The 16,608-nt window shown below is 62.6% G+C and carries 17 protein-coding genes and 2 pseudogenes; 10 read left to right on the plus strand and 9 right to left on the minus strand.

All coding sequences use genetic code 11. The features are described from left to right. Nucleotides 1-84: 84 nt before the first annotated feature. The 3 genes from ACK59H_RS07510 to aroC all read right to left on the minus strand — a co-directional run bounded on the left by ACK59H_RS07510 (nt 85) and on the right by aroC (nt 2,981). A complete protein-coding gene (locus ACK59H_RS07510; protein WP_409264350.1) occupies nt 85-621 on the minus strand; it encodes an oxidase in 537 nt (178 codons plus the stop codon). After that, nucleotides 618-1,775, minus strand: a complete 1,158-nt coding sequence (locus ACK59H_RS07515) for an MFS transporter (RefSeq protein WP_060479991.1) — start codon at nt 1,773-1,775, stop codon at nt 618-620. The genes ACK59H_RS07510 and ACK59H_RS07515 overlap by 4 nt, the downstream gene beginning before the upstream one ends. 114 nt (nt 1,776-1,889) lie before the next feature. Further along, on the minus strand, nt 1,890-2,981 hold the full coding sequence (gene aroC, locus ACK59H_RS07520) for a chorismate synthase (RefSeq protein WP_060479990.1): 1,092 nt from the start codon (nt 2,979-2,981) through the stop codon (nt 1,890-1,892). Between the two features lie 181 nt (nt 2,982-3,162). On the opposite strand from aroC, the gene ACK59H_RS07525 reads away from it, so the two are divergent. Next, a complete protein-coding gene (locus ACK59H_RS07525; protein WP_060479989.1) occupies nt 3,163-4,122 on the plus strand; it encodes an alpha/beta hydrolase in 960 nt (319 codons plus the stop codon). A 102-nt stretch (nt 4,123-4,224) separates the two neighbouring features. Next, nucleotides 4,225-5,013 (plus strand): hypothetical protein, encoded by a 789-nt coding sequence (locus ACK59H_RS07530; RefSeq protein WP_060479988.1) that lies wholly within the window; start codon nt 4,225-4,227, stop codon nt 5,011-5,013. A gap of 36 nt (nt 5,014-5,049) precedes the next feature. Here ACK59H_RS07530 and prmB read toward each other — a convergent pair whose 3' ends face one another. Further along, complete coding sequence (gene prmB / locus ACK59H_RS07535; protein WP_060479987.1) at nt 5,050-5,958, minus strand: 50S ribosomal protein L3 N(5)-glutamine methyltransferase; 909 nt, start codon at nt 5,956-5,958, stop codon at nt 5,050-5,052. Between the two features lie 179 nt (nt 5,959-6,137). Here prmB and ACK59H_RS07540 point away from each other — a divergent pair, with 179 nt between their 5' ends. The 5 genes from ACK59H_RS07540 (at nt 6,138) to ACK59H_RS07560 (ending at nt 8,844) form a co-directional block, all read left to right on the plus strand. Continuing rightward, nucleotides 6,138-6,728 carry a cysteine hydrolase family protein gene (locus ACK59H_RS07540; RefSeq protein WP_060479986.1) on the plus strand — a complete coding sequence of 197 codons (591 nt, stop codon included), beginning with the start codon at nt 6,138-6,140 and terminating at the stop codon, nt 6,726-6,728. A gap of 88 nt (nt 6,729-6,816) precedes the next feature. Continuing rightward, complete coding sequence (locus ACK59H_RS07545) at nt 6,817-7,137, plus strand: hypothetical protein (RefSeq protein ID WP_060479985.1); 321 nt, start codon at nt 6,817-6,819, stop codon at nt 7,135-7,137. A 99-nt stretch (nt 7,138-7,236) separates the two neighbouring features. Next, complete coding sequence (locus ACK59H_RS07550) at nt 7,237-7,797, plus strand: Smr/MutS family protein (protein ID WP_060479984.1); 561 nt, start codon at nt 7,237-7,239, stop codon at nt 7,795-7,797. 71 nt (nt 7,798-7,868) lie between these two features. Beyond that, nucleotides 7,869-8,414, plus strand: coding sequence for a GTP cyclohydrolase I FolE (gene folE / locus ACK59H_RS07555; RefSeq protein ID WP_054883671.1), 546 nt, complete (start codon nt 7,869-7,871; stop codon nt 8,412-8,414). Between the two features lie 58 nt (nt 8,415-8,472). After that, nucleotides 8,473-8,844, plus strand: a complete 372-nt coding sequence (locus ACK59H_RS07560; protein ID WP_186476604.1) for a glutaredoxin — start codon at nt 8,473-8,475, stop codon at nt 8,842-8,844. A 111-nt stretch (nt 8,845-8,955) separates the two neighbouring features. On the opposite strand, the gene ACK59H_RS07565 is transcribed toward ACK59H_RS07560, so the two are convergent. After that, entirely contained in the window at nt 8,956-9,558 is a 603-nt protein-coding gene (locus ACK59H_RS07565; protein ID WP_060479982.1) for a glutathione S-transferase family protein, read from the minus strand. Between the two features lie 145 nt (nt 9,559-9,703). Here ACK59H_RS07565 and ACK59H_RS07570 point away from each other — a divergent pair, with 145 nt between their 5' ends. Beyond that, nucleotides 9,704-10,900, plus strand: coding sequence for a benzoate/H(+) symporter BenE family transporter (locus tag ACK59H_RS07570; RefSeq protein ID WP_060479981.1), 1,197 nt, complete (start codon nt 9,704-9,706; stop codon nt 10,898-10,900). A gap of 271 nt (nt 10,901-11,171) precedes the next feature. Here the strand turns inward: ACK59H_RS07570 and ACK59H_RS07575 are convergent. The 4 genes and pseudogenes from ACK59H_RS07575 to ACK59H_RS07590 all read right to left on the minus strand — a co-directional run. Next, nucleotides 11,172-11,288: pseudogene (locus ACK59H_RS07575) on the minus strand (methyl-accepting chemotaxis protein); the annotation flags it as partial. Between the two features lie 213 nt (nt 11,289-11,501). After that, nucleotides 11,502-12,383 carry a methyl-accepting chemotaxis protein gene (locus ACK59H_RS07580; protein ID WP_409264381.1) on the minus strand — a complete coding sequence of 294 codons (882 nt, stop codon included), beginning with the start codon at nt 12,381-12,383 and terminating at the stop codon, nt 11,502-11,504. Further along, nucleotides 12,363-13,439: pseudogene (locus ACK59H_RS07585) on the minus strand (HAMP domain-containing protein); the annotation flags it as partial. The gene ACK59H_RS07580 and the pseudogene ACK59H_RS07585, both read right to left, overlap by 21 nt. A gap of 169 nt (nt 13,440-13,608) precedes the next feature. Then, nucleotides 13,609-14,370 carry an SDR family oxidoreductase gene (locus ACK59H_RS07590; RefSeq protein ID WP_409264352.1) on the minus strand — a complete coding sequence of 254 codons (762 nt, stop codon included), beginning with the start codon at nt 14,368-14,370 and terminating at the stop codon, nt 13,609-13,611. A gap of 174 nt (nt 14,371-14,544) precedes the next feature. On the opposite strand from ACK59H_RS07590, the gene ACK59H_RS07595 reads away from it, so the two are divergent. Both ACK59H_RS07595 and kdsA read left to right on the plus strand, forming a co-directional pair. Further along, the gene (locus tag ACK59H_RS07595) at nt 14,545-15,546 is read left to right on the plus strand and encodes an NADP-dependent oxidoreductase (protein ID WP_397468303.1); all 1,002 of its coding nucleotides are present in this window, start codon (nt 14,545-14,547) and stop codon (nt 15,544-15,546) included. A gap of 118 nt (nt 15,547-15,664) precedes the next feature. Beyond that, nucleotides 15,665-16,507, plus strand: coding sequence for a 3-deoxy-8-phosphooctulonate synthase (gene kdsA, locus ACK59H_RS07600; RefSeq protein ID WP_207936319.1), 843 nt, complete (start codon nt 15,665-15,667; stop codon nt 16,505-16,507). Nucleotides 16,508-16,608 lie beyond the last annotated feature (101 nt).

Genomic DNA, 16,608 nt, shown 5'->3' on the forward strand with positions numbered 1-16,608 from the left:
TGCCACCGCAAGTACTGCATTGCCCTTAGGGATGGCGGGGTGCTTGTGGTAGCGGCTCTAACCGCGAAAAGGCCAGGGCAGGCATTACAATTCGTCGATCCCCAGAAACGCCCGCGCACTCACATCGCCAGTGAAGTCTGGCTCGATATCCCGTTCGCTACCGAACAGGCGCAACGCCAAGCAGAACGGGTTATCACCCAACTCCACCCACCGCCGCGTACCTTCTGGTACGACCAACTCATCACCTTTTTCACACAATACGGCATAAATGTATTCGCCCAGGCGCAGGCCGAGCTGCGCACGCCCTGCAACTACGGCAAACACCTCTTCGCTGTTGTGCACATGTTCATCGCGCACATCGACCTGCGTCGGCGCGGGGCCGTCACGGTTGAGCAGGGTGAACGCCGCACTACCGTGGGCTGTCATCAGGTGGTCCAAGTGTTCTTGGCAAACCTCCAGCACCTCAGCCTGGCTGCTGCCAGGGCGCACACGCAGCGCCAGCGGGTTATGGGTCAAGCGCACACCCTGCTCAGCGAGGGTGGTGACGATATCGTCGTGGTGGGTCAGCACCTTGTGCGGCAAGCTAGGGTTGGACGGGTGGAAAACACAGAGGATGCTCATCGGCGGCTGGTCCTGGTCGATTGCGAACGAGTGGCAATGATAACGGCTGCAGCCAGCGCTGCGGCGCTGGCCATACCAAAGGTGAAGCTCGGCCCCAGCAATTTCCAGCTGTAGCCCGAATACAAGGCGCCCAATGCCCCACCCGTACCCGACAGCGCGGCGTACAACGCCTGGCCCTGGCCCTGCTGCCGGGCGCCGAAGCTGGCCTGCACGAAGGCGATGCTCGCGGCATGGAAGCAGCCGAAGGTGGCAGCATGCAGCAGCTGAGCGAAAATCAACACCCCTGGTTCACCTGCCAGATTACCCAGCAGCAGCCACCGCAGCGCGGCCAACAAGAAGCTGGCCAGCAACACTCGCTGTACGCTGAAGCGGGCGAACAGGCGGCTCATGCCCATGAACATCAAAACTTCGGCCACCACGCCCAGTGCCCACAGCAAGCCAATGGCGCCACGGCTGTAACCGAGGTGCTCAAGGTGCAGGGTGAGAAATGTGTAATAAGGGCCGTGGCTGAGCTGCATCAACGCTACACACAGGTAGAAAGCGATCACCCCCGGGGCACTCAGCTGGCGCAGGAAACCACCCGCCCCAGCGCGCTCGCCCTGCTCTACCGGCTGTGCATTGGGCACCCACAGGCTGGCGGCAACGATACCGGCCATGATGGTCACCAGGGCTATGGGGTAGATGTCCAGGCTCAACCCTTCGAACAGCCGGCCCAGCCCAACCACAGTGAGAATGAAGCCGATCGAGCCCCACAGGCGTACCTGGCTGTAGCGCGCGGTCTGGCCATGCAGGTGAGCCAGGGTGATGACTTCGAACTGCGGGAGCACCGCATGCCAGAAGAACGCATGCAGCGCCATCACCAATGCCAGCCAGGCATAGCTCTTGCCGAAGAAGATCAGCGAGAAGGTCGCCACGGTGCACAAGGCCCCCAGGCGCACGATGAGCAGGCGCTGCCCGCTGCGGTCACCCAGCCAGCCCCACAGGTTAGGCGCGACGCAGCGCATCAGCATGGGGATGGCCACCAACTCGCCGATGCGCGCCGGGGGGAAACCCAGGTGGTCGAAGTACAGCGCCAGAAACGGCGCAGTGGAGCCCAGCAGGGCGAAGTAGAACAGGTAGAAGCTGGAGAGGCGCCAATAAGGAATTGGGTGCATGGAGTGGCCTTCTAGGGACCTGTATCGGCCCTTTCAAGGCCACCCCCCTCCCACAGATTCAGTGCTATCGCTGTAGGAGCGGGTTCACCGGCGAAGCGGCCGACACAGGCTGGATCAGAGCTGGCCTAATACCGGCGTGTTCACCTTCACCTCGGCATTCTGCGCACGATGGCGCAACAAATGGTCCATCAGCACGATCGCCATCATCGCTTCAGCGATCGGTGTGGCACGGATACCCACGCACGGGTCATGGCGGCCTTTGGTGATGACGTCGACGGGGTTGCCATCGACATCGATCGAACGGCCTGGCGTGGTGATGCTGGAGGTCGGCTTGAGCGCCAGGTGGGCGACGATCGGCTGACCGGAGCTGATGCCACCGAGGATGCCGCCTGCGTTATTGCTGAGAAAACCTGCAGGGGTCAGCTCGTCACGGTGTTCGGTGCCACGCTGGGCAACGCTGGCGAAACCCGCACCGATTTCAACGCCTTTGACCGCGTTGATGCTCATCAGCGCGTGGGCCAGTTCCGCATCGAGACGGTCGAAAATCGGCTCGCCCAGCCCTGGCATGACGCCCTCGGCCACTACGGTGATCTTCGCCCCAACCGAATCCTGGTCGCGGCGCAGTTGGTCCATGTAGGCCTCGAGCTCCGGCACCTTGCTGGGGTCGGGGCTGAAGAAGGCGTTTTCTTCAACCGATTCCCAGCCCTTGAAGGGGATTTCGATCGGGCCCAATTGGCTCATGTAGCCACGCACCTGAATGCCCTGGGTAGCCAGGTACTTCTTGGCGATGGCGCCAGCAGCCACACGCATGGCCGTTTCGCGCGCCGAACTGCGCCCGCCACCACGGTAGTCGCGAGTACCGTATTTGTGGTGGTAGGTGTAGTCGGCGTGGGCGGGGCGGAACAGGTCCTTGATCGCCGAGTAGTCCTTGGACTTCTGGTCGGTATTACGGATCAACAGGCCAATCGAGCAGCCGGTGGTGCGGCCTTCGAAGACGCCAGAGAGGATTTCAACCTCGTCGGCTTCCTGGCGTTGGGTAGTATGCCGGCTGGTGCCAGGCTTGCGCCGGTCAAGGTCGTGCTGCAGGTCGGCGAGGGAGATCTCCAGGCCAGGTGGGCATCCATCGACAATGGCGACCAACGCCGGGCCATGGCTTTCGCCAGCGGTGGTGACAGTGAACAGCTTGCCGTAGGTATTGCCGGACATGGACGCTCCGCGAAATCTGCCTGAGGTGAACGAAAGCCGGCAGTATACAGATGGATGAAGGGGCTGTGCTGGCCTGTTGGTGGTTAACCAGCCCCTGCCCGCTTGCACGGCGCTTATCGAGGCTGCGAACCTTCCCTCCAGCATCGAGTCATACGTTCATCTCCCCATGTAGTAACCCAAGATGTCGCGCCTGGTCGCTCTGTTCCTTTTGCTGTGTACCGGCCTGGCCCAGGCCGCCGCCCCTACCGTACTGCAACGCCCTATCGACCTCGATACCGGCCAAGGTGTGCTCCACGGCAGCCTGCTGTTGCCGCAACAAGCCACCCCGCCGCCAGTGGTGTTGATCATTGCCGGCTCCGGCCCCACTGATCGAGACGGTAACAACCCAGCCTCAGGCCGTGTCGACAACCTCAAACGCCTGGCCCTGGTGCTGGCCAACGAACACATAGCCAGCGTGCGCTACGACAAACGCGGCGTGGCCGCCAGCCAGCCAGCCACGCCCGACGAGCGCAACCTGAGCGTGCAGCGTTACGTCGACGATGTCGTGGCGTGGAGCCAAAAGCTCAAGGCCGACCCAAGGTTTGGCCCGCTGATCCTTGTGGGCCACAGTGAAGGGGCGCTGATCGCCACCCTTGCCGCCGAACGCGCCGGTGCCAGTGCAGTGGTCACCCTGGCAGGCATGGGCCGCCCCTTGGCGGACGTGTTGCGTGAGCAATTGGCTCAACGCCTGCCACCTGCGCAGGTGGCTCAGGGCAGCGCCCTGCTCGACCGCCTGCAAGCTGGGCAGACCAGCCTGGACATACCTGCCCCGCTACGCCAGGTGTTTCGCCCAAGCGTGCAGCCTTACCTGATCACCCTGCTGCAGCAGAACCCAGCCCAGGCTTTCGCGCGCTTGCCGATGCCTGCTCTGATCGTACAAGGGCGCAATGATGTGCAGGTCGATGTAGCCGACGCTGAACGCCTCAAGGCAGCCAAGCCGGATGCTCAGCTGGTGTTGATCGACGGTATGAACCACATGCTGCGCATCAGCCCGAAAGACATGCACCTGCAGCGTGACAGCTACCTCAATCCAGAGCTGCCCCTGGCGCGGGAGCTTGGCGAACGCCTGGTCAGCTTCATTCACCAGTTGCCATCGGCCTGACCCTCAAACATCGGCAATCCCTGCCGATAAAGCGGTATCGGCAGTGATCTGGGCGGCATGCAGCCCAGTTCGCAACCTGCCCGTTCCCGAGGAAATGCCCCAATGACCGATGCCCCCGCTGCCGTAGAGCCCGGCCAAGAGCCGCCCGCCCCGGAGCCAGCCGCCCTGCCTTGGGCAGACCTTGCCGTTGAACACTTCCAACTGCTGCGCCTGGCGCCCCTGCCCACCGACCGCAACAGCGGCGCACGGCCCTTGCGCTTCGTCGAGTTCGCTTACGCCGAACGCCATGACAAGGCCCACAGCCTACTGCGCATGGAAATCCGCCTGCCAGGGCAAAAAGTTCGCAAGGAGCAGAACCAACTGGATGTGCGGGTGGACCACGGCGAGCGGCGGGTGACCCTGGGCAGTGACAGCGGGCTGCAACTGGAGCCGCTGAACCGCGGCGTCGGCCGCTTCATGCTGGCCCAGGCGGTGCAGTGGCTGCAGCGGCGCTGGTCGAACTACCGGGTCGAAGGCATGGCGCTGCCGAACAAGGATGCGCTGAACGAAGACACCCGGCTGCGCCGCGACCGGTTCATCACCGCCACGGGCCTGGAAGTGGAGTACGCCGACCCGCAGCACCTCAAAGGCCGCACCCTCGATACCACCGTGAACCAGCTCAAAGGCGGCTGGAACACCGAGAAAGTGCAGCAGGTGAGCATGCTCGATGCAGCCGGCATGCTGCAGCAGGCCGAGCAGCAACTGCAGGAGAAAGAGGGGCAGCTGCGCGAACGCGACGAGCGGGTGGCCAAATATCGACGCGAAGACAGCGGGCTGCGCTTTACCATCACCTGCCTGGTGGCGTTCGCGGTGTTCCAGGCCGGGCTGCTGATCTGGATCGCTACCCGGTGAACTGCGGGGCCGTCGTGCGGCCCACCCTGTCCGGCCTCAGACGCGCGACTTGAACAGCGCCTGGTGCTGACGGCATTGCTCGGCGGTGAGCATGAACACGCCGTGCCCGCCACGTTCGAATTCCAGCCAAGCGAAGTCCACTTCCGGGTAAAGGGCTTCGACATGCACCTGGCTGTTGCCGACCTCGACGATCAACAACCCCTTTTCAGTCAGGTGATCAGCCGCCTCGGCGAGCATCCGCCGGACCAAGTCCAGGCCATCGTTGCCGCAGGCCAGGCCCATTTCCGGCTCGTGGTGGTATTCGGCCGGCATGTCGCCAAAGTCTTCGGCATCGACATACGGCGGGTTGGACAGGATCAGGTCGAAGCGCTGCCCAGGCAGGCCAGCGAAGCCGTCACCCTGCACGGTAAACACTCGCTCGTCCAAACCGTGGCGTTCGATGTTCTGATTCGCCACTTCCAGTGCATCGAACGACAAGTCGGCCAGCACCACTTCGGCCTCGGGGAACACCTCGGCGGCCACTATGCCAATGCAGCCAGAGCCCGTGCACAGGTCCAGAATGCGCGCGGGCTCGGCCGCCAGCCATGGCTCGAAGCGTTTTTCGATCAGCTCGCCAATGGGCGAGCGAGGTACCAGCACGCGCTCGTCGACGATGAACGACATGCCGCAGAACCACGCCTCGCCCAGCAGGTAAGCCGTCGGCACGCGGTCTTCGATACGGCGCTTGAGCAGATGCTGCAGGCGCACCCGCTCGTCGTCCTCGAGCTGGCAGTCCAGGTAACTGTCGGCAATTTCCCAGGGCAGGTGCACGGCGCCCAGCACCAGCAGGCGGGCCTCGTCCCAGGCATTGTCGGCACCATGGCCAAAGAACAACTCATGCTCGTGGAAGCGGCTGACCGCCCAGCGGATGTAGTCGCGCAGCGTGCGCAGACGAGATGTGATCACGGGAAACTCCTATTCAGACCGTACAAAAGTCTAACAGCCCTACCGGCACAATTGTTCGTCACCCTGCCCTGATGGCAAGCCACAGGCCAGTATCCATGCCGCTTGCGATGTCAACCATTCCCATTGGCGCCAAGGCAAGGGAGAATAGGTATACAAAAGCCCTACCCGAGGAGCCCTTGATGTCAGTTCCACCCACGATGTTCCGCCTCACGGGCCGCGACTATCCGCCGGCCAAGCTGAGCCAAGCCAGCTTGATCATCATCGATGCGCAGAAAGAGTACCTGAGCGGGCCTCTGCAGCTGTCGGGCATGGACGAGGCCGTGGCCAACATCGCCCGGTTGCTCGACGCTGCCCGCAAGGCAGGCCGTCCGATCATCCACGTTCGCCACCTCGGCACCGTTGGCGGGCGCTTCGACCCGCAAGGCCCGGCCGGCCAGTTCATTCCGGGCTTGGAGCCGCACGAAGGTGAAATCGTCATCGAAAAACGCATGCCCAACGCGTTCAAAAACACCCAACTGCATGACACCTTGCAGGCTCTTGGGCATCTGGACCTGATCGTATGCGGTTTCATGAGCCACTCCAGCGTCAGCACCACCGTGCGCCGTGCCAAGGACTATGGTTATCGTTGCACCCTGGTAGAAGATGCTTCAGCCACCCGCGACCTGGCGCTGAAGGATCAGGTGATCCCCGCCGCGCAGATCCACGCGTGCGAAATGGCCGTGATGGCCGATAACTTCGCCTGTGTCGCACCCACCGCCAGCCTGATCTGAGCCGGTGTTGCGATAACCGCCCGGCAGCCGCGCGGAACCCTTGTACCAGGGCCAGGTCGAATTCCGGATGTCCACAGAGGTGACTGGAATGAAGCTTAAAGGCAGTTTCGACGCCAAGCGTCTGCGCCCGCGAGAACCGCGCAACTGGGGCGCGCGCATTGCCGCCGGCCTGTCGGCCCTGATCGCTACCTTGGGTGTGTTGCTAGCCATGGCAGGCGTGTCCGGGCTACTTGGCAACTACGCGGCCCTGGCCGACCTCAACACAAACCGCCCGCTGGCCAGCATCGTGGCGCTGGTTGGGCTGTTGCTGCTGTATCTGGGTGTGCGCCTCTGGCGTCGGAGCCGCATCCGCCTGCGCCGCGGGCGCGAACTGAACATGTCACCGCACTTGATGAAGAAGCACGATTAAGGTTTGTGCTGCGGGCCTATACGCGGGTGAACCTGCGAAGGGGCAGTACTGACGCCACAAGGCTGATGGCGTAAACTACGCCTCCCACGTGGAGGCACCATGCAAGACGACGATTTTTCCCTGTTCAGCGCAGAGGTGCGCGGCGTCAAGCCGATCAAGCACGACCGCGCCGATGTGGGCAAGCCGAAAACCGACCGCAAGCAACTGGCCGGCCTGCGCCAGGCCGCGACCGTGCGCAGCGACCAGACCTTGGTAATCGATGGCCTGTCGGACCAGTTCGTCATCGACGTGGGCGCCGAAGACGAGCTCATGTGGCGCCGCGACGGCGTGCAGGAAAGCCAGATCCGCAAGCTCAAGCTTGGCCAGATCGCCTTCGAGGGCAGCCTCGACCTGCATGGCATGAGCGTTGAAAAAGCCCGCGAAACCTTGTGGGCCTTCATCGCCGAAGCTACCCAGCTCGAAGTGCGCTGTGTACGGGTGACCCACGGCAAGGCTGCGCGCCTGGACGGCAAGCGCCCGATGATCAAGAGCCACGTCAACACCTGGCTGCGCCAGCACCCGCAAGTGCTCGGTTTCACCTCATGCCAGGCCCGCCATGGCGGCACTGGCGCTGTGTATGTGATGCTCAAGCGAACCATGATGGAAGGGCGCGACGAGTAACGCCGTGCTTGCAGCGCCGCCCGCGCCGCCGTAACCTTCCTTTTTGCGATTTTTTACCCACAGGTAGATACATGTCCCTGGAACAGAACTACACCGAGATCCTCAGCCAACTCGGCGAGGACGTCTCCCGTGAGGGCCTGCTCGACACGCCCAAACGGGCTGCAAAGGCCATGAAGTACCTTTGCCGCGGTTATGAGCAGACGCTGGAAGAAGTCACCAACGGCGCGCTGTTCACCTCCGACAACAGTGAGATGGTGCTGGTCCGGGACATCGAGCTGTATTCGATGTGCGAACACCACATGTTGCCTTTCATCGGCAAGGCCCACGTGGCTTACCTGCCCAAGGGCAAGGTCCTGGGCTTGTCGAAGGTCGCCCGCATCGTCGACATGTTCGCCCGCCGCCTGCAAATCCAGGAAAACCTCAGCCGCCAGATCGCCGAGGCCGTGCAGCAGGTTACCGGGGCTGCCGGCGTGGCCGTGGTGATCGAAGCCAAGCACATGTGCATGATGATGCGCGGTGTGGAAAAGCAGAATTCGACCATGCTCACCTCGGTGATGCTGGGTGAATTCCGTGAAAACGCCGCCACCCGCAGCGAGTTCCTCAGCCTGATCAAGTGATCGGTGCCTATCCCGAGCCGGCCCCCAGGGGTCGGCTTTTTACTTTCAGGAGTAGCCCATGATCGTCAAAGCCCTGCGGGTTGGCCTTGGCCAGCTTATCGTGTTCGGCGACTGGATCAGCCGCCCGGCCAAGCAGAAGCGTGACGCGGCGGCCCAGTCGCGTGTCGAGCAGCAGGCCAAGAGCCTCGCGCTCTATCAGTTCCATGCCTGCCCGTTCTGCGTGAAGACCCGCCGTACCCTGCATCGTTTGAACGTGCCAGTTGCGCTGCGTGATGCCAAGAACGACCACGAGCACCGCCAGGCGCTGCTCGAAGGGGGTGGCCGGGTCAAAGTGCCGTGCCTGCGCATCGAAGAACAGGGCAACGTGACCTGGATGTATGAGTCCAAGGCCATCATTGATTACCTGGACAAGCGTTTCGCGTCAGCCTGAGGCATAAGCCTCGGCTTTTTCGCCAGTGAACGCCCACAGGGATCACGCAGTGCGCGAGCCCTGTGGCAAGCGGGTGAAAGCAGGTTCACCCGCGAATAGGCCGAACTCGCCTTACTCAACCATCGGCACATGCTTTGGGTGGCTAGCCACCCGTTCAAGCCAGGCGCGCACTGCCGGATAGTCGGCCAGATCGAAACCGCCCTGATGCGCCACGTGGGTGTAGGCGTATAACGCGACGTCGGCGATCGAGTACTGGTCCCCAACCAGGTACGGCGTCATCTGCAACTGCCGCTCCATCACCTTCAGCGCCTTGTACCCGCCTTTGTGCAGCTTGCGGTATTCGTCCACACGCTCATCCGGCAAGCCCAGGTAGAACTGAATGAATCTGGCCACGGCAATGTACGGCTCATGGCTGTATTGCTCGAAAAACTGCCACTGCAAAACCTGGGTGCGCAGGCGCGGTTCGCTGGGCAGAAACGCGCTGCCATCGGCCAGGTAGTTGAGGATGGCGTTCGACTCCCAAAGGCAGGTACCGTCCTCGAGCTGCAGAACCGGCACCTTGCCATTGGGGTTCATGGCCAGGAACTCTGGGGTTTCGGTTTCGCCCTTGAGGATGTCCACCGCTTGCCATTGATACGGGCGGTCCAGCAGGCTGAGCATCAGCTTGACCTTGTAGCAGTTGCCCGACTGGTAGTCACCATACACCTTGTACATCGCCCCTCCCCTCCCATGCAGTTACGCAGATTTGCTCAATAGTTGGCGACTGTACGGCCAAAAGCAATGCCTGCTGTATGGCAAGGATCAATCACCGCCGCGTTAGGCTGCAAAAACAGCTTATACATGGACAAGGACCCCTCCAATGACCGATGCCACCTCCGCGCGCCTGAGGCCCCTGGCAGACAGCTCCCCGTCGGCCGTGGTCGCCGGCTTCATCGCCATGCTCACCGGTTACACCAGCTCCCTGGTATTGATGTTCCAGGCAGGGCAAGCTGCCGGGCTGACCAGTGCACAGATTTCTTCGTGGATCTGGGCCTTGTCGATCGGCATGGCGGTGTGCAGCATCGGCCTGTCACTGCGCTACCGCACGCCTATCACCGTGGCCTGGTCTACCCCCGGTGCAGCGCTGTTGATTACCAGCCTGGGCGGTGTCAGCTACGGCGAAGCCATCGGCGCTTACATTACCTGTGCACTGCTGGTGGTGATCTGCGGCGTGACCGGCAGCTTCGAACGCCTGGTCAAGCGTATTCCCGCGTCATTGGCCTCGGCGCTGCTGGCGGGGATCCTGTTCAAGATCGGCAGCGAAATCTTCGTGGCCGCCCAGCACCGTACCTTGTTGGTATTGGGCATGTTCTTCAGTTATCTGTTGGTCAAGCGGCTATCGCCGCGGTATTGCGTGCTGGCTGCCTTGCTGGTGGGCACCGCGCTGTCCGGCGCCCTTGGCCTGCTGGACTTCAGCGGCTTCAAGCTGGAGGTAGCGGCACCGGTCTGGACCACGCCGAGCTTCTCTCTGGCCGCGACCATCAGCATCGGCATACCGCTGTTCGTGGTGGCCATGACCTCACAGAACATGCCGGGCGTGGCTGTGCTAAGGGCCGACGGCTACCAAGTACCTGCATCGCCGCTGATTTCGGCCACTGGCTTTGCCTCGCTGCTGCTGGCCCCTTTCGGCTCCCACGGGGTGAATCTGGCGGCGATCAGTGCGGCGATCTGCACCGGGCCGCATGCCCATGAAGACCCGCAAAAACGCTACACGGCGGCGGTTTGGTGCGGGATTTTCTATGGCATAGCCGGTACGTTCGGCGCAACCCTGGCGGCGTTGTTCGCCGCGCTGCCCAAGGAGCTGGTGCTGTCGATTGCCGCCCTGGCACTGTTTGGTTCGATCATGAATGGGCTGACCGTGGCCATGGGCGAGGCACGCGAGCGGGAAGCGGCGTTGATCACCTTCATGGTCACGGCATCGGGGTTGACGCTGTTCTCGATTGGTTCGGCGTTCTGGGGGATTGTGGCGGGGGTTTTAACCTTGCTGATTCTGAATGCTCAGGGGGCTCGGCGGTAGTTCAGTGTTGCGGTTGAGATCGAGCGCCGCCCGCGCGGCGCATCGCGAGCTGCGCTCGCTCCTACGTTTGTTTCGGGCCAGTAATGCCTGTTACAGGCGCGCGCGACCGCCTGGTTCATACGACGCGATATTGCGCCATGCACCAAGGCGTCCGCGCTCAAATCCCACAGGATCAATTGGCCCGAAACAAACGTAGGAGCGAGCGCAGCTCGCGATGCGCCGCGCGGGCGGCGCTCGATCTCGAACCCCACGAAAATCCCCCGCCAGGCACTCACAGCCTAAAATGCCCGACCATGCCTTTAAGGTCACTGCCCAGTTGCGCCAATTCGACACTGGAGCGGGCATTGTCCTGCATCGCCAGCGCCTCCTGGTCGGCACTGCCGCGGATCTCCTACGTTTGTTTCGGGCCAGTAATGCCTGTTACAGGCGCGCGCGACCGCCTGGTTCATACGACGCGATATTGCGCCATGCACCAAGGCGTCCGCGCTCAAATCCCACAGGATCAACTGGCCCGAAACAAACGTAGGAGCGAGCGCAGCTCGCGATGCGCCGCGCGGGCGGCGCTCGATCTCGAACCCCACGAAAATCCCCCGCCAGGCACTCACAGCCTAAAATGCCCGACCATGCCTTTGAGGTCACTGCCCAGTTGCGCCAATTCGACACTGGAGCGGGCATTGTCCTGCATCGCCAGCGCCGCCTGGTCGGCACTGCCGCGGATCTGCGTCACGCTGCGGCTGATCTCTTCGGCTACCGAACTCTGCTGCTCGGCTGCCGCAGCAATCTGCTGGTTCATCTGCTGAATCAAGGACACCGCCGCGGCAATGCTGCCCAGCGCGCTTTCGGTCTGTAGCGCGTCGGCTACGGCCAGGCGGACCAGCTCGGTACTGCCACGGATCTGCGTCACCGACTGCTGGGCGTTGCCCCGCAGACTGGCCACCAGCCGTTCGATTTCCTCGGTCGACTGCCGGGTACGCCGGGCCAGGGCGCGCACCTCATCAGCCACCACGGCGAAACCACGCCCCTGCTCACCGGCCCGGGCCGCCTCGATAGCCGCGTTCAGCGCCAGCAGATTGGTCTGCTCGGCCACGCTTTTGATCACCTCCAGCACATCGCCAATGGTGTGGATCTCGGCGCTCAAGCTATCGATACCCGCGCTGGCAGTGTCTGCGGCACTGGCCAATTGCTCGATGCGCTGCATGCTTTCGCGCACCACACGCTGGCCAGCGTCGACCTTCTCGTCGGCCGCCTGTGCCGCCTGCGCGGCTTGCTCGGCGTTACGCGCCACATCGTGCACGGTGGCAGTCATCTGCTGCATGGCAGTCGCCACCTGCTCGGTCTCTTCCTTCTGGCTGCCAACTTCACGGTTGGTCTGCTCGGTCACAGCCGACAGTGCCTGGGCGCTACCTGCCAACTGCTCGATGCCCTGCTGCAGACCACTGACAACGCCCGACAGCCCGGCAGCCATCTGCTGCATGGCCTGCATCAACTGGCCCACTTCGTCGCTGCGCGGCGCTTCGTGCTCCAGGCTCAATTCCCCGGCAGCGATGCGCTGGGCACGGCTGATTACGCGTTTGAGTGGGCCGATCACCGCGCGGGGAATCAGCCAGGCAGCGAGAATGCCCACCAGCAGCGCAAGGCCAGTGGCCAAGGCGATCGCCAGGCTATTACGCGCAAGTTCCGCCTGCATGGCTTGCTGGTCGGCCACATAGGCCTGGTCGACCCGGCTGGTGACCTGCTCGGCACTGGCTTGCAACTGTGCCTTGATGCCCTGTTCTTTACCCAGCAAATCGGTGTATTCGTTGAGTTTGTCGGAGAAACTGGCAATGTGCCCAGCCACTTCACCCAGCACACTTTGGTAGCCGGGGTCACTGACACTGGCCTTGAGCTGCTCGACCAACTGCGCTGCGTCGACAGTCTGCGCAATGCGCCCTTGCTCGACTTCTTCACCCTTGCGGCTCTTGTCCAAGCGCACCCGCGCCTCTTCCATGGCCTGCAGCATCAACCGCGAAACTTGCGCCACCTGCCCGGCCTGTTCGAGGAACTCGCCACCTTGTTGGCCTTGGGATTGTTTAAGGGTGTAAGTGGCATCATCGGCCAAGCCCGATTGCAGCACATCGAGGTTATTGGCCACGCTGGACACCGACCAACTGGCCATGTCCAGCGCCAGCTCCTTGGCTTGCACCGCTTCGACGAAGGCTTCAAAGGCCTGGCCGTACGCCGCCAGGTCAGCCTCGGCCGCGCTCATTGCCGGCAGGATGCGGGCGCGCTCGGCGAGGTTCTGCAACCCGCTGCGCAGAGCCTCGGCTTCCTTGATATCCGAACGCAAAGCAAACGCCTGCTCGCGCTGGCGCAACCGCAGCAGGTCGGTATTGAACTGGCCTAGCTCACGCAGCCCGTCGAAACGCTGGCCGACGCCATGCAGCGCGGCTACACCGATGGCCGCCACCGCCACGGTCAGCAGCAACACCAGGGCAAAGCCAAGGCCCAGTTTGCGGGCCATGCCCAGGTTAGCCAGAACACCGCGCCTGCTCGCCGCCATCGCCGATCCTCTTCACCGTGCAAGGTTTGCCTAAGGCTAAGCGTTGCAACGTTCTTGGCCTGCAAACAAGGGGGCGACAGAAAAATGGTGTCAAATAGCTATGTACTGTCGTTATCAGCTAACTAAGGGTCGCCCTGCAGGGGAAATTGCAGGGCTGATCGGGGCCGGCTCAAATGGCCGTGGCTCCGCCGTCCACAGCAAGGCTGTGCCCCGTGGTGAAGGCCGCCCCATCGCTGCACAGGTACAAGACGGCACTGGCCACTTCGTCGACCTTGCCGATACGCCCCACCGGATGCATGGCAGCGGCAAATTCAGCCTTGCGCGGGTCAGCTTCATAGGCACGGCGGAACATATCGGTATCGATCACCGCCGGGCACACCGCGTTGACCCGGATACGCTTCTTGGCATATTCGATGGCCGCCGACTTGGTCAAGCCGATCACCGCATGCTTGGAGGCGGCGTAAATGCTCATCTTCGGTGCTGCGCCCAGGCCCGCCACCGAGGCGGTATTGACGATCGCCCCGCCGCCTTGAGCCACGAGCAGCGGCAACTGGTACTTCATGCACAGCCATACGCCTTTGACATTGACGCCCATGATGGCGTCGAACTCGGCCTCACTGCCCTCGGCCAAACGCCCTTTTTCAATTTCGATGCCTGCGTTGTTGAAGGCGTAGTCCAAGCGCCCATACACCTCGATGACCCGCTCGTGCAGTTGCCGTACCTCGGCGTCCTTGGTCACGTCACAGGCCACGAACAACGCCTCGCCCCCCGCTTGATGCAGCAGGTCGACGGTAGACTGGCCTGCGACCGGGTCAAGATCGGCCACCACCACCTTCAGGCCTTGGCGGGCAAAGGCCAGCGTCGTAGCCCGGCCGATCCCCGCGCCAGCGCCAGTGACCAGGGCTACCTGGCCGGAAAAGGTCATGCTCATCGTCTGCTCCAGAAGGGGAATGGATGGGCTCAGAGTCTAGTCAGCCCACCACCGGGCTGGGCAGCATCATCAGGGCAGCGGTTGAGCTACCATGCTTACCAGTGATTTTGCGGACCAACCTGCATCAGCAGGTTAAATTGACCGCTGAGCCTCATTCCATCACAAGGACCTGCCATGACCCAGACCAACCGCCGCTTCCTGCTTGCCAAACGCCCGGCCGGCGCCGTGCGCCGTGACGACTTCAGCTTCGAGACCGTGCCCGCCCAGGCGCCTGCCGAAGGGCAGATCCAGGTGCGCAACCTGTACCTGTCCCTGGACCCAGCCATGCGCGGCTGGATGAACGAAGGCAAGTCTTACATCCCACCCGTTGCCCTGGGCCAGGTAATGCGCGCCCTGGGCGTTGGCGAGGTGGTGGCTTCCAACCATCCGGACTACAAGCCCGGCGACCATGTCAGCGGCGCCCTCGGTGTGCAGGACTACTTCACCGGAGAGCCCCAGGGCCTGCACAAGATCGACCCCAATCTCGCCCCGCTGCCCCGCTACCTGTCGGCCCTGGGCATGACCGGCATGACCGCCTACTTCGCCCTGCTCGAAGTCGGCCAGCCCAAGGCCGGTGACACCGTGGTCATCTCGGGCGCAGCCGGTGCGGTGGGCAGCATCGTCGGGCAGATCGCCAAGCTCAAAGGCTGCCATGTGGTCGGCATTGCCGGCGGTGCGCAAAAATGCCAATACCTGAAAGACGAACTGGGCTTCGACGGCGTGATCGACTACAAAGCCGAGGACGTGCTCGCCGGCCTGAAGCGCGAATGCCCCAAAGGTGTCGATGTGTACTTCGACAACGTCGGCGGCGAAATCCTCGACGCGGTGCTCACCCGCATCAACTTCAAAGCACGCATCGTGATTTGCGGCGCCATCAGCCAGTACAACAACAAAGAAGCGGTCAAAGGCCCGGCCAACTACCTGGCACTGCTGGTGAACCGCGCACGCATGGAAGGCTTCGTGGTGATGGACCACGTCAAGGACTATGGCAAGGCCGCGCAGGAGATGGCCGGTTGGTTGGCCAGCGGCAAGGTCAAGAGCAAGGAGGATGTGGTCGAAGGGCTGGAGACTTTCCCAGAAACATTGCTCAAGCTGTTCAATGGGGAAAACTTCGGCAAGTTGGTGTTGAAGGTGTGACGCGGGTGTAGCCCTGGACTGTGCCGCGCCCCCTTAAAGGGCCGGCACAGGCAGCACAGATCTTGTAAGATTGCCCCTCGCCACTGAAACCAGTGACAAGGGATTTGTAGAGATGACCATGATCAAGATCACCCCCACCATCGAGTGCTCCAACACCGCCCCGTTCGTCCTCTTCGGCGGCGTCAACGTACTCGAGTCCGAGGACCTGGCCCTGACCGCCTGTGCCGAGTACGTTCGGGTTACCGAGAAACTGGGCATCCCTTACGTGTTCAAGGCCAGCTTCGACAAGGCTAACCGCTCCTCGATCCACTCCTACCGCGGCCCCGGTATGGAAGAAGGCCTGCGTATCTTCGAAAAGGTAAAAGCCGAATTCGGCGTACCGATCATCACCGACGTGCATGAAATTCATCAGTGCGCTCCAGTTGCCGAGGTGGTCGACGTGCTGCAACTGCCCGCCTTCCTGGCCCGCCAGACCGACCTGGTGGTAGCCCTGGCCAAGACCGGCAAGCCAGTCAACATCAAAAAGCCGCAGTTCCTCAGCCCTTCGCAGATGCAGAACATCGTGCACAAGTTCAAGGAAGCCGGTAACGACCAACTGATCCTGTGCGACCGTGGCACCTGCATGGGTTACGACAACCTGGTCGTCGACATGCTGGGCTTCGGGGTAATGAAACGTACCTGCGAAGACCTGCCGGTAATCTTCGATGTCACCCACGCGCTGCAGAATCGCGACCCATCTGGCGCGGCTTCCGGTGGCCGTCGCGAGCAGGTCGTGGACCTGGCCCGCGCTGGTATGGCGGTGGGCCTGGCTGGGCTGTTCCTGGAGGCCCACCCTAACCCAGACCAAGCCAAGTGCGACGGCCCGAGCGCTCTGCCGCTGGACAAGCTGGAGCCGTTCCTGGCGCAGATCAAAGCGCTGGATGACCTGGTCAAAGGCTTCGCCCCATTGGTCATCGCCTGATTCGAAAGCAATCAAAAAAGGGCCGACCTGCACATTGCAGGTCGGCCCTTTTTCATTTCGCCTGTGAATATGGGCAATGCCCGTGGCGCTCACGCTCAAAC

The organism is Pseudomonas sp. KCJK9000, from assembly GCF_046230725.1.
In the GTDB taxonomy this organism is placed as follows: Bacteria; Pseudomonadota; Gammaproteobacteria; order Pseudomonadales; family Pseudomonadaceae; genus Aquipseudomonas; species Aquipseudomonas promysalinigenes.

Excerpts from the sequence above, each read along its gene's own strand:
- ACK59H_RS07510 (WP_409264350.1), bottom strand. The coding sequence starts at position 621 with ATGAGCATCCTCTGTGTTTTCCACCCGTCCAACCCTAGCTTGCCGCAC.
- ACK59H_RS07515 (WP_060479991.1), bottom strand. The coding sequence starts at position 1,775 with ATGCACCCAATTCCTTATTGGCGCCTCTCCAGCTTCTACCTGTTCTAC.
- aroC (WP_060479990.1), bottom strand. The coding sequence starts at position 2,981 with ATGTCCGGCAATACCTACGGCAAGCTGTTCACTGTCACCACCGCTGGC.
- ACK59H_RS07525 (WP_060479989.1), top strand. The coding sequence starts at position 3,163 with ATGTCGCGCCTGGTCGCTCTGTTCCTTTTGCTGTGTACCGGCCTGGCC.
- ACK59H_RS07530 (WP_060479988.1), top strand. The coding sequence starts at position 4,225 with ATGACCGATGCCCCCGCTGCCGTAGAGCCCGGCCAAGAGCCGCCCGCC.
- ACK59H_RS07540 (WP_060479986.1), top strand. The coding sequence starts at position 6,138 with ATGTCAGTTCCACCCACGATGTTCCGCCTCACGGGCCGCGACTATCCG.
- ACK59H_RS07545 (WP_060479985.1), top strand. The coding sequence starts at position 6,817 with ATGAAGCTTAAAGGCAGTTTCGACGCCAAGCGTCTGCGCCCGCGAGAA.
- ACK59H_RS07550 (WP_060479984.1), top strand. The coding sequence starts at position 7,237 with ATGCAAGACGACGATTTTTCCCTGTTCAGCGCAGAGGTGCGCGGCGTC.
- folE (WP_054883671.1), top strand. The coding sequence starts at position 7,869 with ATGTCCCTGGAACAGAACTACACCGAGATCCTCAGCCAACTCGGCGAG.
- ACK59H_RS07560 (WP_186476604.1), top strand. The coding sequence starts at position 8,473 with ATGATCGTCAAAGCCCTGCGGGTTGGCCTTGGCCAGCTTATCGTGTTC.
- ACK59H_RS07565 (WP_060479982.1), bottom strand. The coding sequence starts at position 9,558 with ATGTACAAGGTGTATGGTGACTACCAGTCGGGCAACTGCTACAAGGTC.
- ACK59H_RS07570 (WP_060479981.1), top strand. The coding sequence starts at position 9,704 with ATGACCGATGCCACCTCCGCGCGCCTGAGGCCCCTGGCAGACAGCTCC.
- ACK59H_RS07580 (WP_409264381.1), bottom strand. The coding sequence starts at position 12,383 with ATGCAGGCCATGCAGCAGATGGCTGCCGGGCTGTCGGGCGTTGTCAGT.
- ACK59H_RS07590 (WP_409264352.1), bottom strand. The coding sequence starts at position 14,370 with ATGAGCATGACCTTTTCCGGCCAGGTAGCCCTGGTCACTGGCGCTGGC.
- ACK59H_RS07595 (WP_397468303.1), top strand. The coding sequence starts at position 14,545 with ATGACCCAGACCAACCGCCGCTTCCTGCTTGCCAAACGCCCGGCCGGC.
- kdsA (WP_207936319.1), top strand. The coding sequence starts at position 15,665 with ATGATCAAGATCACCCCCACCATCGAGTGCTCCAACACCGCCCCGTTC.